Origin of the sequence: Actinomadura terrae (assembly GCF_022751215.1) — a bacterium.
Lineage (GTDB): Bacteria > Actinomycetota > Actinomycetes > Streptosporangiales > Streptosporangiaceae > Spirillospora > Spirillospora terrae.
The window spans coordinates 860,531-873,746 of sequence record NZ_JAICDG010000002.1 but is presented as its reverse complement, the minus strand read 5'-3'; the positions used below and the strand labels follow the sequence as shown (position 1 = coordinate 873,746).

The 13,216-nt window shown below is 69.1% G+C and carries 9 protein-coding genes; 1 reads left to right on the top strand and 8 read right to left on the bottom strand.

The annotated features are described in order from the left end of the window. Positions 1-905: 905 nt before the first annotated feature. Entirely contained in the window at positions 906-2,429 is a 1,524-nt protein-coding gene (locus K2F47_RS14105) for a serine/threonine protein kinase (RefSeq protein WP_242903302.1), read from the bottom strand. A gap of 241 nt (positions 2,430-2,670) precedes the next feature. Between K2F47_RS14105 and K2F47_RS14100 the strand changes: the two genes are divergently transcribed. After that, entirely contained in the window at positions 2,671-3,264 is a 594-nt protein-coding gene (locus K2F47_RS14100) for a hypothetical protein (RefSeq protein ID WP_242903301.1), read from the top strand. Positions 3,265-3,368: 104 nt separating this feature from the next. Here K2F47_RS14100 and K2F47_RS14095 read toward each other — a convergent pair whose 3' ends face one another. The 7 genes from K2F47_RS14095 to K2F47_RS14065 all read right to left on the bottom strand — a co-directional run bounded on the left by K2F47_RS14095 (position 3,369) and on the right by K2F47_RS14065 (position 13,211). Then, positions 3,369-5,357: an acetoacetate--CoA ligase gene (locus K2F47_RS14095; protein ID WP_242903300.1), complete on the bottom strand. Its 1,989-nt coding sequence runs from the start codon at positions 5,355-5,357 to the stop codon at positions 3,369-3,371. A gap of 387 nt (positions 5,358-5,744) precedes the next feature. Continuing rightward, positions 5,745-6,455, bottom strand: coding sequence for an HAD family hydrolase (locus tag K2F47_RS14090; RefSeq protein WP_242903299.1), 711 nt, complete (start codon positions 6,453-6,455; stop codon positions 5,745-5,747). 453 nt (positions 6,456-6,908) lie between these two features. Continuing rightward, on the bottom strand, positions 6,909-8,540 hold the full coding sequence (gene pruA / locus K2F47_RS14085; RefSeq protein ID WP_242903298.1) for an L-glutamate gamma-semialdehyde dehydrogenase: 1,632 nt from the start codon (positions 8,538-8,540) through the stop codon (positions 6,909-6,911). Between the two features lie 1,399 nt (positions 8,541-9,939). Beyond that, positions 9,940-10,431, bottom strand: coding sequence for a DUF6912 family protein (locus K2F47_RS14080; RefSeq protein WP_242903297.1), 492 nt, complete (start codon positions 10,429-10,431; stop codon positions 9,940-9,942). Positions 10,432-10,448: 17 nt separating this feature from the next. After that, positions 10,449-11,084 (bottom strand): HAD family hydrolase, encoded by a 636-nt coding sequence (locus K2F47_RS14075; RefSeq protein ID WP_242903296.1) that lies wholly within the window; start codon positions 11,082-11,084, stop codon positions 10,449-10,451. 271 nt (positions 11,085-11,355) lie between these two features. Next, a complete protein-coding gene (locus K2F47_RS14070) occupies positions 11,356-12,252 on the bottom strand; it encodes an N-acetylmuramic acid 6-phosphate etherase (protein WP_308198414.1) in 897 nt (298 codons plus the stop codon). Then, positions 12,249-13,211: a MurR/RpiR family transcriptional regulator gene (locus tag K2F47_RS14065; RefSeq protein WP_242903295.1), complete on the bottom strand. Its 963-nt coding sequence runs from the start codon at positions 13,209-13,211 to the stop codon at positions 12,249-12,251. Before K2F47_RS14065 ends, K2F47_RS14070 begins: the two co-directional genes overlap by 4 nt. Between the last annotated feature and the right edge of the window lie 5 nt (positions 13,212-13,216).

The window sequence follows — 13,216 nt, the reverse complement described above, 5'->3', positions numbered from 1 at the left end:
GAAGCAACCCGAGCGTCCGGCCACACGCGCCACAACGTGAAGGCCCAACCAACATTGCACAGGGGAACAGCCCCAGCACACGGCCGCCCACGCCCCCGCCCCGAGGCCGAACCAAACTTGCGCCATGCCGCAGAGCAGCTCGCACACCCGGCCCACCCCTGCCCCGGCTCGGAGGGCGGACCAACTCGCGCCACGCAGGGCACCAGCCCGATCGCCCGGGCGCCCGTGCCTCCAACGTGAAGGCCGACCAAACCCGCGCCGCGCAGGGGGAACAGCCCGAGCACCCGCCCGGCGCCCCCGACCCGAGGCTCGGCCAGAGCCGCGCCGCGCGGAACACAGCTCGGGCGCCAGACCCCAGCACCGTCCAAATGTCAGGAGTACGCCGATGCGAAGGCAGCGTGCCTATGAAGGCCTGCACCTCGTGGAGCCCGTAGGTCATGAGCTGCGCCTGGCAGAGGCACGGTTCGCCGCCCACGCCTTGCGACTGTGTTTCCGAGGTCCTGGCGCGCGATCCTCGCCTCGCAGCTGGGTTGTGGCTGAGGCGAGCTGGGGATCGCTCCGCGGCCTGGGGCCGGTGGGGCCGTGGGATTCACCTTCGGCTTTGCCCCATGTGGGCTGGTGACGCGCTCACGTGACCGTTGCGGGCGCTGTGAACCACGTCCTAGGCGGGGCCCGCCGGGTGCTGGAGGGCGCCTCTCCTACTCGGCTCGGCTGCGGACCGCGGACGCGGCGGGCGCGAGCGGCGCGGCGTCCACCGTCGGGGCCCCAGCGACCGCGAGCGGGAAACCGCAGGCGGGGCCCATGGGACGCACTCGAAGGAGGCAACCTGCTCAGTCATCGACCAGCGGCAGGGCGCACGAGCCGTGTGCCCACCGCGACCGCGCGCCGACCGACGGAGAACCGAGCTAGCTGCGAGGAGCGTTCTTGCCCGCTGGAGTGGTGGGGGTGGTGGGCGTGCTGGTCGGGGTGCCGGGGGTGGGGTCCGGGCTCTCCGTCGTGTGCGTCGGTGTCGGGGACGACGGCGTGTCGGACGGCGTCGGGGTGTCGGACGGAAGCGGAGTATCGCTCGGCGACGGGCTCGACGACGGAGTCGGGCTGGACGGGCTCTCGGGCGCCTCCTCGATCGGCGCATGGGTCCTTGGCGCGGTCGGGCTGGGCGCGACCTCGCTCGTCTTGGGCGGGGCGCTGGGGTCGCTCACCTTCTGTCCCGCCTTGCCCTTGTCGCCCGAGCTCAGCGCGAGCACCGCCGAGACCACCACGACCGCCAGCACCAGCGCGGCGGCACCGGCGAGCGCGGCCGAGCGTCCCGAACCGGCGACGGCCTTCCGGAGGCCGCGCTTCTCTGGCGCGAGCTGAGGCGGCAGGGTGTTGCCGGCGGCCCATTCGGCGGGGGTCGGCAGCCGTCCGGCGACGCCCTGGGTCGCGTCCGGGACGGCTCGTCCGGCGGAGTCGAACGCTCCGGCGCCGGCCTGGGCGGCGGGCGAGAAATCGGCGGGTGGCAGGCCGCCGGCCGCGTGGGAATGGTCGTCGGCGCCCTCCGAGGCCAGCACGCTACCTGCGGCGAGCATCGCCGTCTCGTCGGTGTCGCTTACCGGAGGGGCGAAGTCGGGCACCGGAGCGGCGTCCTCGTGGCCGAGCAGCCGCATCAGAACCTGCCGCGCGAACGGACGCCCGGCCGGGTCCTTCCGCAGGCAGGCGATGACGAGATCGCGCAGCGGGCCGCTGAGGTCACCGAGGTCCGGTTCCTCGTGCAGGATGCGGTTGATCACCGCGGGGATCGTGTCCTGGCCGAACGGCGGCTCACCGGTGGCCGCGAACACCAGCGTGGCCGCCCAGCAGAAGACGTCGGCGGCGGTGCCGACGTCCTCGCCCTGAATCTGCTCGGGCGCCATATAGGACGGGGTGCCGATGACCCGGCTGGTCAGCGTGGTCGAGCCGCTGATGGCACGTGCAACGCCGAAGTCGATGACGCGGGGGCCGTCCGGGCCGATCAGGACGTTGTGCGGCTTGAAGTCGCGATGGATGATCTTCGCCTGGTGGATCGCGGCGAGCGCCGTCGCCGTGGCGATCGCGAGCCTGTCCAGGGCCGCGCCGCTGAGCGGGCCGTCCTGCGTGACGTACTGGTTGAGGGAGGGGCCCGGGACGTACTCGCTGACGATGTAGGGGCGGTCGCCCGTCGCGTCCGCGTCGATGACCTGGGCCGTGCAGAACGGCGCCACCTGCTTGGCGACTTCGAGTTCCCGTAGGAAACGGGCGCGCGCCTTGTCATCGGACGTCAGTTCGGCGTGCAGGAGCTTGACCGCCACCTGACGCCCGTTCTCGTCCTCACCAAGGAAGACGGTGCCCTGGCCGCCCTCGCCGACCCGGCCTGTCAGGGCGTACGAGCCAAGCCGCTCCGGGTCACCGGATCGCAGCGCCCCAACCTCCATACGTGAAACCGTCCCTCTCCATCTCGACGGACCGAAACGGGCCACAGACCTATTTTCGCAGGCCAGCGCACCGCCTGTATGACGCCCCAAACCCCAAAAAAGTTCACCCGCCTGCGACCTTACGGCGCGTTCTGACGCCCCGCACCCGATCGGACACATTTGGGCTCGAAGAGCAGCCTAATACCGCCGTCCCCGGCACGACACCGCACAAACCTCGGTTCGCGTAGGTGAGACTGTGCCGGTGACCACACTCGACGGACGTCCCGTCTATACGCGCGCCGACTTGATGGTCGCGCACGGGCTGGGGCGCAGCACACTGGAGAAGTGGTTCCGCGAGCGCGACCGCAACGGCCATCCGGAGCCGACCGGGACAGTCGGATCACAACTCGTGTGGGACGCCGACACCTGGGACCGTTGGTACGCCTCGCGGGGCTCCGCCACCGTCCCGCCGGGGCTGGCCGGCCGGGACGAACTCGCCGCCCGGCATGGCGTCAGCCGCCACCGGCTCAAGCAGTTGTGGGCGGACCGCGAGTCGAACGGCCACCCCGACGTCGCCCATCGCGCAGGTAAGGCCCTGTACTGGAACGAGGAGGAGTGGGCCGTTTGGTACACGTCCCACATCGAACGCCCATCCGAGGACGCACCTGACGATCTGGTCACCCTCGCCGAGGCCGCCCGAATCCTCGGGCTCGCGCAGACGAGCGTCACCGTCTATCCGAAGCGCCCACCGGCGGGCTGGCCCGAACCGGCCCGCGTGGAACAGTTGGGTGGCGGACGAGTCCGGCGGTTCTATCGCCGCCGCGATATCGAGTCCTATGCAGCCAAACGCGGATAATCCCAGCCCGGCCTTTCCAACACCCGATTACAGGGCCCTACAAAACCGAAACCCGGATTCATCGACGCCCGATCGGCGCCAGGGATTCGGAACGACCCGCCCCCTCACGGAGTGAAGTGCTCGAGAACCTCCGGGTTGGCCATGGAGTCGCGGTTCGCGGCCTTATCGACCGGGGTGCCCTGGAGTATCTTCCGGACGGGAACCTCCAGCTTCTTACCCGACAGCGTGCGCGGAATACCGGGGACCTCGTGAATCTCGTCCGGGACATGACGGGGCGACAGCGCGGACCGGATCTGTCGCTTGAGCCTGCTCACGAGCTCATCGCCAAGGGACGCGCCCGGAGCGAGTTGGACGTACAGCAGAAGGCGGCCTTCCTGCCCCAGCCGTCCGGTGTCGATGACCAGGCTGTCGGCGATCTCGTCGAACGCCTCGACCACACGATAGAAGTCGGAAGTGCCCATCCGAACCCCACCCCGATTGAGGGTGGAGTCGGAGCGACCGTAGATGACGCAACCGCCGTCCGGCAGAACCTTGATCCAGTCGCCATGGCGCCAGGTACCTGGATACATCCCGAAATAGGATTCGCGGTAACGCTCGCCGTCCGCGTCGTTCCAGAATCCGACGGGCATGGACGGCATGGGCTCGGTGATGACCAGTTCCCCGACCTCGTCCACGACCGGTTTGCCCTCGTCACCGTACGCCTCGATCTTGGCGCCCAGACAGCGGCACTGGATAACGCCTGCGCGCAGAGGCAGCAGGGGCGACGGCCCCACAAAGGCGGTACAGAGGTCGGTGCCGCCGGACATCGACCCGAGGAGCAGATCCTTGCCGACGGAGTCGTACACCCAGGCGAACCCCTCGGGGGGTAGCGGTGAGCCCGTGGAACCGATACCGCGCAAACGGGAGAGGTCGACGTCCCGTCCGGGACGTCGCCCCTCCTTCGCGGACGCGGTGATGTAGGGCGCGCCCACTCCCATATACGTGACGCCGCTGTCGGCGGCAAGCGACCATAGGTCGAGCGGAGCGCCGTCGTACATGACGATGGTGGACCCCACCAGCAGGCCGCCGATGAGGTAGTTCCACATCATCCAGCCGGTCGTGGTGTACCAGAAGAAGACGTCTTCCGGGCCGATGTCCTGGTGGAACGAAAGCGCCTTGAGGTGCTCCAGGACGACCCCACCATGCCCATGCACGATCGGCTTGGGAAGCCCTGTCGTCCCGGACGAATAGACCACCCACAGCGGATGGTCGAATGGAACGTCCTCGAACTCCAGCCCGTTATTGTCGGGGCGGGGCAGGTCGCGATAATGCATACCGACCCGCAGTCCGTCCGGGGTGACGGCCGGATCGAGGTAAGGGATCAGGACTGTGGCGGCGAGGCTCGGCAGCTCCGCCTCGATCTCGGCGACCGTGGCCTGCCGGTCGAACCGCTTGCCGTTGTAGGCGTAGCCGTCCACGGCGATGAGCACCTTCGGCTCGATCTGCGCGAACCGGTCGATCACCGAGGACGCGCCGAAGTCCGGAGAGCAGGACGACCAGATCGCTCCCAGCGACGCCGTCGCCAGGAAGCAGATCAGCGCCTCGGGGATGTTCGGGATGTAGGCGGCGACCCGGTCCCCCTTGCCGACGCCCAAGTCCGCAAGCCCCGCACGGACCTCCGCTACGTGAAGCGCCAACTCGCGGTAGGTGAGCACCCGGTGCCCGCCCGCCTCCGACCGGAAGACGACCGCGACCTGGTCCGGCTCCTCCGAGGCTCGGCGTAGGGAGTTGGCCGCGTAGTTGAGCGTCGCGCCGGGGAACCACTTCAATCCGTCCACGGGCAGCGGGCCGCCCGCGCGCACCGGGCCGTCGCCCCTCTGGCCGACGACGTCGAAGTACGACCACACCGCGTCCCAGAACGCGTCGACCTCCGTGACCGACCATCGCCAGAGATCGTCGTAGGACTCCGTGTGAACGCCCCGATCCCACAGCCAGTGGACGAAGTGGGTCACCCGCGCATTCGCGATGACCTCCTCCGACGGCTCCCACAACGGCGAGCCCTCGGAAACCTCATGGTCACGGGACATCTCTCTCCCTTCCTCGCCACGCCCCATCGCGCGACACCCCCAATATCGGCCCCGCCGCGCACCCCGCGCAACCTCCCTGATCTTGGGGTGTCCGCCTGCCTCCTCCGCACGTCAGCCGCTCCGCGCCGCCGCTTCCGGCCCCTCCTCGTCGAAGTCCTTGAGCCCAGGTTTTCCACAGAATCCCATTCCAGTTCCGCTGCCGGTCGAGGCACCCGACACTTAAGAGAGGAAGTCGGAGGGGCCACGAACGGGCCGGTCAAGCACCGGTTCCTCCCCCAGCCGCAGCGGAAGGGACACCGACCATGCCGACCACCGCACACGAAACGAACCGCAGGCGATCACGAAAGAGGCCAAGCCTCGGCCCCGCGAGCGGCGAACGCCGCGCCGTCGAGCTCCGGTCGTCTGGCCCGCCGGTCAGAGACGTGTCAGGTCGGCGACCGCGCTCACGACCGCGTGGGTGTCGGCGAGGGTCGCCAGAACATGATCGGCCCCGGCCGCGCGCAGCTCGGCTTCGGTGGCGCTCCCGGTGGCGACGGCGATGATCGGCGACCCGGCGATGTGGGCGGCCTGGACGTCACGCGGGGAGTCGGCGATGTAGACGGTCGCGGACTCGGGGTAACGCGTCCCGTGGCGCTCACCTGCCCGCGTGCGGGCCAGTTCGAGCAACGCGGCCTTGCTGTAGACACCGTTCTCGTAGCCCCCGGAGTCGAGGTCGAGGTGCTCGGCCAGCCCCAGCTCGGTCACCTTCAGCACGGCGTTCGGCTGGACGGCGCCGGTCAGGACGGACTGCACCACGCCCGGAACATGGGCCAGCGCGGCAACGGCCTCCTGGGCGCCCGCGAGCACGCGGCCGTGAGTGCGCAGCTCGGCGCGGCGGGTCGCGAACGCCTCGGCGAGCGCAGCTACGAACGCGGGCAGATGATCATCGGTGGTGACGACGTCGTTGAACGCCAGCGTCTCGAAGATGATCTCCGATTCCGTCCGGCCGGGGGTGGGAGCGAGCCGGATGAGGGGTCGTCCGATCGTCCGCTGGAACGCCTCGGCGTAGGCCTCCCGAGTGACCCGCCCGACGTCGACCAGAGTGTGATCGATGTTCCACAACACCAGACGGTTCAGCGTCGACATCCCGTTCCCATGACCGGTTGGAGGAGCGTCCGTGAGCACCGTTCGGCACCCGCGGCGTGCGGCGAGCTTATCGTCGGCCCTCGCGCCCTCCGAGTGCAACCAACCCCGGCAGAGCGGCGACTCCCCCTCTGGGTCCAACGACCTTCGCACCCCGGCACCTGACCAACGGCGTTGCAACCACCCTGCCCGAACCGATCATGACCAGCCGCATGCCGCTCTCCAGCCCAACGGCGCCATCACACCCGGCACCAGACCGTCCCCCCAACCTCCTCACCACACCAGGGGGTGTTCGAGGTGGCCTCAGCGTTCACGCGGGCGCGCGATCTAAACGGTGAGGCGACGCCAGGGGCGAGCCTCGCCGGGAAGATCGTAAAGCGATGCCGCGCCCGCAAGGGCACGACCACCGCCCGAATCGCCAGGCGAGCGGCCCAGATCGGAGCTTTAATACGCCGCCTAGCGTCCCATGTACGGATAGCGGTAATCGGTCGGCGGGACGAAGGTCTCCTTGATGGAGCGGACGCTCGTCCATCGAAGGAGGTTGAAGACGGAACCGGCCTTGTCATTCGTACCGGACGCCCGGGCACCGCCGAATGGCTGCTGGCTGACGACCGCCCCGGTGGGCTTGTCGTTGATGTAGAAGTTCCCCGCCGCGAAGCGCAGGCTTTCGGTGGCCGCGGCGATCGCGGCACGGTCCTGGGCGATGATCGCGCCGGTCAGGCCGTACTCGGAGACGCTCTCCATCTGCGTGAGCACGGAGTCATAGTCGTTGTCGTCGTAGACGTGGACGCCGAGGATCGGTCCGAAGTACTCGGTGGTGAAGATCTCGTCGGTCGGGTCGGACGACTCCAGAACGGTCGGCCTGACGAAGTAGCCCTGCGAATCGTCGAGCTCGCCGCCCACGAGGAGCCGCACGGTGTCGATGTCGCGCGCCCGCTCGATAGCGCGGCGATGCTTGGCGAACGCACGGTCGTCGATCACCGCCCCCATGAAGACCGAGAGGTCCTCGGCCACGTTGCCCATGGTGAGCGCGTTGACCTCGTCACAGAAGTCGTCGCGCATCCCGTCCCAGATGGAGCGGGGGATGTACGCGCGGGAGGCGGCGGAGCACTTCTGCCCCTGGTATTCGAAGGAGCCGCGGATCAGGGCGGTTCTCAGCACGGCAGGGTCAGCGGACGGGTGCGCGACGATGAAGTCCTTGCCCCCGGTCTCGCCCACGATGCGGGGGTAGTGCTTGTATCCCGCGATGCTCTCCCCGATCGTCCGCCACAGAGCCTGGAAGGTGGGCGGCGAGCCGGTGAAATGGAGTCCGGTGAGCTCGGGGTGCCGGAGTGCCACGTTGGAGACCGCCTGCCCGTCGCCGGTCACCAGGTTGATCACTCCGGGCGGCAGTCCGGCGGCTTCCAGCAGCCGCATCGTGTAGTGCGCGGCGAGTTGCTGGGTCGGGGACGGCTTCCAGACGACGACGTTGCCCATCAGCGCGGGCGAGGTCGGCAGGTTACCGGCGATCGCACTGAAGTTGAAAGGAGTGATGGCGAGGACGAACCCCTCCAGCGGACGGTACTCCATCCGGTTCCAGACACCCGGCGTGGAGTTCGGCTGCTTCTCGCGGATCTCCTGCGCGTAGGCCACATTGAACCGCAGGAAGTCGATCAGCTCACAGGCCGAGTCGATCTCCGCCTGCTGCACGGACTTGGACTGGCCGAGGATCGTCGCGGCGTTCAGTGTGGACCGCCACGGGCCCGCGAGCAGGTCCGCCGCACGCAGGAAGATCGCGGCACGATCGTCCGGATGCATCGCCCGCCAGCCCGCCGCCGCAGTGCGCGCCGCCGCGATCGCCTCGGCCACGTCCGCGTCGGTGGCGTTGCCCATCCGGCCGAGGATGTGACCGTGGTTATGGGGCTCGACGACGTCGATCGGCGGTCCGGCGCCCATGCGCTGCTCGCCCCCGAGCGTCATCGTCAGCTCGACCTGCTCGCCGCCGAGCTCCTTGATCTTGGCTTCGACCGCGGCCCGCTCGGCACTGCCCGGCGCATAGCCCTTGACCGGCTCGTTCACCGGTTCCGGCACATTGGTGACGGCATCCATCTGGTCGCTCCCCTACGAATCCGACAGCGTTGTCAACGTGCGGTGACCTACCCGTCCGTCCGCCACCGAATACCGACCCGACAGTCCCTCGCCGCACCCGTCCGGCCGCACGAGTCAGGACACCACTGGCACGCGCCCGCCCCCTTTCCATCACCTCCACGCACCAAAGCTCGGAAGGCAACAGCAGCCAGAACCCGCGGCCCACCGGCCCCTCGCCACCCGTTACGGGCTGGGCGAATCCCCTGCTCCAGGAAGGCGCCGGCTTCGTGGTAGTTCCGTCCGTCCGCTCGACGACGACTCGCGGGGCACGCTTGCGTTCCCGGCCCCCTGGCCGTCAGACGTACACCGCCATACCCGTCCCGGCCATGCTCGGGAAGGTGTGGCCTGGTCGAATCCCCTCCTCGAGGAAGGCGCCAGCTTCGTGATCGTTCCGTCCGTCTGCTCAGCGACGACTCGCGGGGCATACCTGCTACCCCGGCCCGCTGGACGTCGGACGTGCACCGTCACGCCCGTCCCGGCCATGCTGGGAAGGGTGCCAGTCAGCCTGACGCCTGCAACAGTGACCGGTTGCCAGCAGGGCATAGGTCCGCCGTAAAGGTACGGACACGATGTGCTCCCCGGGCGTGCGACCAGCGCAACCGTCGTCCAGAAATGTCTGGATCAAGCGTCCACTTGAACCCAACTAGCGACATTGACGCAAACAACACCAGGGCACCGCTCCGGGGGAAGCCGTGGACAGGGATCGTCCACCAGCATGCCCGGCCATCAACCGGGCCAGCCACCGCGGCCCACAAACAGAGGCAGGCTCGCCCTAGAAGCAGTTAGGACGCATGGAAGGAGCACGAAGGGAGCGGAGCACGAGAAGACTCTCCGAATCGCATCGACGGGTGCTGCGGCTCGACGGGTGCTGCGGCTCGACGGGTGCTGCGGCTCGACGGGTGCTGCGGCTCGACGGGTGCTGCGGCTCGACGGGTGCTGCGGCTCGACGGGTGCTGCGGCTCGACGGGTGCTGCGGCTCGGCCACGGCACCGCGTCTTGCACCCCTAGCGCCTCGCCTTCCAACTGCTAAGTCCGGCGCCGCCGGCCAGTCCGGCGCTGTCTGACCAGGCGGGTGCCACGCCCTCGGCCGTGAAACCCACGCCGGACGAACTCGGTGCCACGGCCAGGCAGCGAGTTCAGGAGCACGGCTTCGCCCTCAGCGCCCGCAATCCGCACGAAAGCCTCGGCCCTACTGCCAGGACCGAGGGCTCGGACGCCTAGGAGCACGCACACGTGACGTAATGCTCAATCCATCGGCGTTCGTGCGGTTGTCGGCAGCTGACGCACGCGGGGTGCGGGGCCACAGCCTCTGAGGACGCAAAGGAGGGCGATTCGAGGATGTGGTACGGCGACTTCTGAGTCAGAGGAGGTGGGGAAGTTCCTGGGTGGCGTACCAGAGGAGTTCATGGCCTTCGGCGCTGTCTACGGTGAAGAGGGCGTCGTCGTCGCCGTTGTCGGCTGCGGAGAGTGCCTCGGAGGCGGCAGTGACGTCGGGAATGGCCGAGAGGTCGTCCACGTGGGCGGACGCGATCTTCTTCCATGGGACTGTGGAGGTGATCTCGACCAGGGAACGGTCGGCGGTGTCGCGGGACCAGTGGACCGCCTGGTCGGCGACCTCGGCGGCAAGCACCAGGCGACGCCGGGGAGCGGCTGGATCGGCGGCGAGCAGGCGCAGTGAGGCGCGGGCGGCGGCGGTCATGGCCGCGTACTCCATCTCCTCAAGGTCGCCTTCCGCGTACCACTCGCGGAGGGCAGGCGTGACGGCGTGGGCGGCGAGTGGCGCGGGGCCGATCTCCCGGGCGGCCTGGACGGCGGCGAGGAGGGTGAGCGTGGAAGGCAGGTAGACGCGCATGACGATCAGTCAGTCTGTCATGGGAGGAGGTCGAGATCGCGCAGTTCGGCGATCGTGGCGTCCGTGGAGGTGTGGTGGATTCCGAGCATGCCAAGGGCCTTGGCCGCACGAATGTTGTACTCAATGTCGTCGATGAAGACGCATTCGGCGGCGTCCAGGCCGAGCAGTTCGAGCGCGTGCTGGAAGATCCGCTCGTCAGGTTTGCGCATGCCGACCTCGGAGGAGATGACGACCGCGTCGAAAAGGTCGGCGAAGAGGTCGCGCGGGTAGTCATTGCCCCATGAGTTGGACAGCAGCGCCGTCCGGGCACCGGCGGTGCGGGCCGTGCGGAGCGCCGCGTACATGGGCTCGACGGGAGCGAACGCGCCGAACATGCGGGCGATCAAGCCGGTGGCGGTGACCGGGCCGCCGTCCACGGTGTGCAGTTCGGCGGCGAGGAGTCGCTCGAACTCCTCCGGAGCGAGCGAGCCGTCCTCAAGCCCGTGGATCGGATTCTGGCCGGAGCCCTCATAGGCCTGCGTCACCCAGGCCTGCATCACCGCGCCGTAGCGCTCGACGTCGATACGGTCGGCTGCCAGCCACGTGGCGACCGCCTCATTCAGCGGGGATGTGAGGACACCGCCCCAATCGGTGATCACAGCTTTGACGGTCACGGCCCGATGGTAAGCGATCCGCTAACGAACGACCGAATCCTGTTCAGGGAGGCCCTCGGCTATGAGACGCCCCGAGGCGCGGCATCCGTTCCTCCATGGCTACACGTGACGACCCTGAGCTAGGCGGCTGATTGCGCTCGCCATACCTCGAATGGCGCACACCAAGTCGCGCCACGCCTACTCCTTGTGGCGCGGTGGGGGGATTGGGGGTGGGTGGGGCGGCCGTGATCATGCGATCGGTGCGGGGGCGATCGCATGATCACGGGGCGCCTTAGGCGGATCTCAGTCTTTGCAGCGCCTCCCTGACGCCGCCGTCGGTCTCTTCCAGGACGATCGTCGCTCGGGCGGCTGGGACCTCGCCGAGCAGTGAGACCAGGGCGACGCGGGTGTTGCCGTGGGCCTCGGTGAGAGCGTTCTCGCAGGTGCGGGCGTCCATGCCCGTCGCCTCGGTGAGGATGCGGACCAGGCGGGCGCGCAGTTTGGCGTTCAGCGCGTTCACGCTGACCATCAGGTTGGAGTAGGTGCGGCCGAGCCTGACCATGAGGGTGGTGGAGAAGGAGTTGAGGACGAGTTTGGTCGCCGTCCCGGCCTTCATCCGGGTCGAGCCGGTGATCACCTCGGGGCCGGTGGCGAGGCCGATGTGCACCTCCACTTCGTCGCCGTACGGTGTGTGCGGGTTGCAGCTGATCAGGGCGGTGCGCGCGCCGACGGCCGCCGACGCGCGCAGGGCGCCCACGACGTAGGGGGTGCGGCCGGACGCGGCGATGCCGATGGCGATGTCGCCCGGCTGGACGTCGCGGGCGTCGCGGGCGCCGAGTTCGACGTCGTCCTCGACGTCGGATATCGCCTGGGACAGCGCGCCGGGCCCGCCGGCGTGATGGGCGACGACGCGGCCCCAGATGCCGAACGTCGGGGGCAGCTCGGCGGCGTCGATCACCGCGAGCCGACCGGACGTCCCGGCGCCGAAGTAGTGCACGCGCCCGCCGGCGCGTAGAGAGTCCACCGCGAGGTCGACCAGCCGGGCGACCTCGGGCAGGACGGACGCGACGACCATCGGAACCGTCGCGTCCTCAGTGTTGATCAGGCGCAGCACCTCCAGGGTCGGCAGCATGTCGACGTCGAGGGTTCGGGGGTTCCTGCCCTCGGTGGGGAGCTCGCAATCGATCACCGACGCCTCCGGTCGGGTCGCACGGTCCGGCCGCGGACCGCCTCGAACGTGGCTTCCAGGGCCTTGCGGGTAGACCCGTAGGTGCGCTGCGCCACACCGACGAACACGCAGTCGACCACGGTCAGCTGCGCCAGTCGGCTGGCGGTGGCGCCGGAGCGGAAGGTGGTCTCCCGCGCCGCCGTCGTCAGGATCAGGTCCGCCACCTCCGCTATCGGGGACTTCGGGAAATTGGTCAGCGCCACGGTCCTCACTCCGTTGTTCCTGGCGACCTGCAGCGCGTCGATGGTCTCCACCGTCGCGCCCGTGTGCGAGATCCCGATGGCGACGTCCCCGGCGCCGAGGACCGCGGCGCTGGTGAGCATGATGTGGGCGTCCGACCACGCCGAGCAGACCCGGCCGATCCGGTGCAGTTTCTGCTGGAAGTCGGCCGCGACGAAGGCGCTCGCTCCCACGCCGTAGACGTCGACCCGGTCGGCGGCGACGACGGCGTCGACGACCTGTTCGAGCATCTTGATGTCGAGCTGCGAGGCGGTCTCCTCCACGGCTCGCGCGTCGGCGAAGGTCACCTTCTCCACGATCTGTTCGAGGGAGTCGTCGGGACTGATGTCGCTGCCGATGACCCGGCCCCCGCTGGCGCTCTGCGCGCGGCCCGCCTCGGTGGCGAGGGTCAGTCGGAGCTCTGGATAACCATGGAACCCGATCGCCCGGCAGAACCTGATGACCGTGGTCTCCGAGGTGCCGCAGGTCTGGGCGAGTTCGGTGATGGTGGAGTTGGCGACCCCTTCCGGGTCGTCGATGACGCGTTGAGCGACACGTCGCTCCGCGGGAGGCAGCGAGGGCAGCAGCGAGCGCACCCGCACTACGGTGCTCAGCGGCGTCTGGTCCTTGGACGCCGCGTCTTCCCTGGACGTACCGGCCTCCCCTGTGCCCCCGCTCTCGGGGCCGATGGGTTTCCTCATGTAAG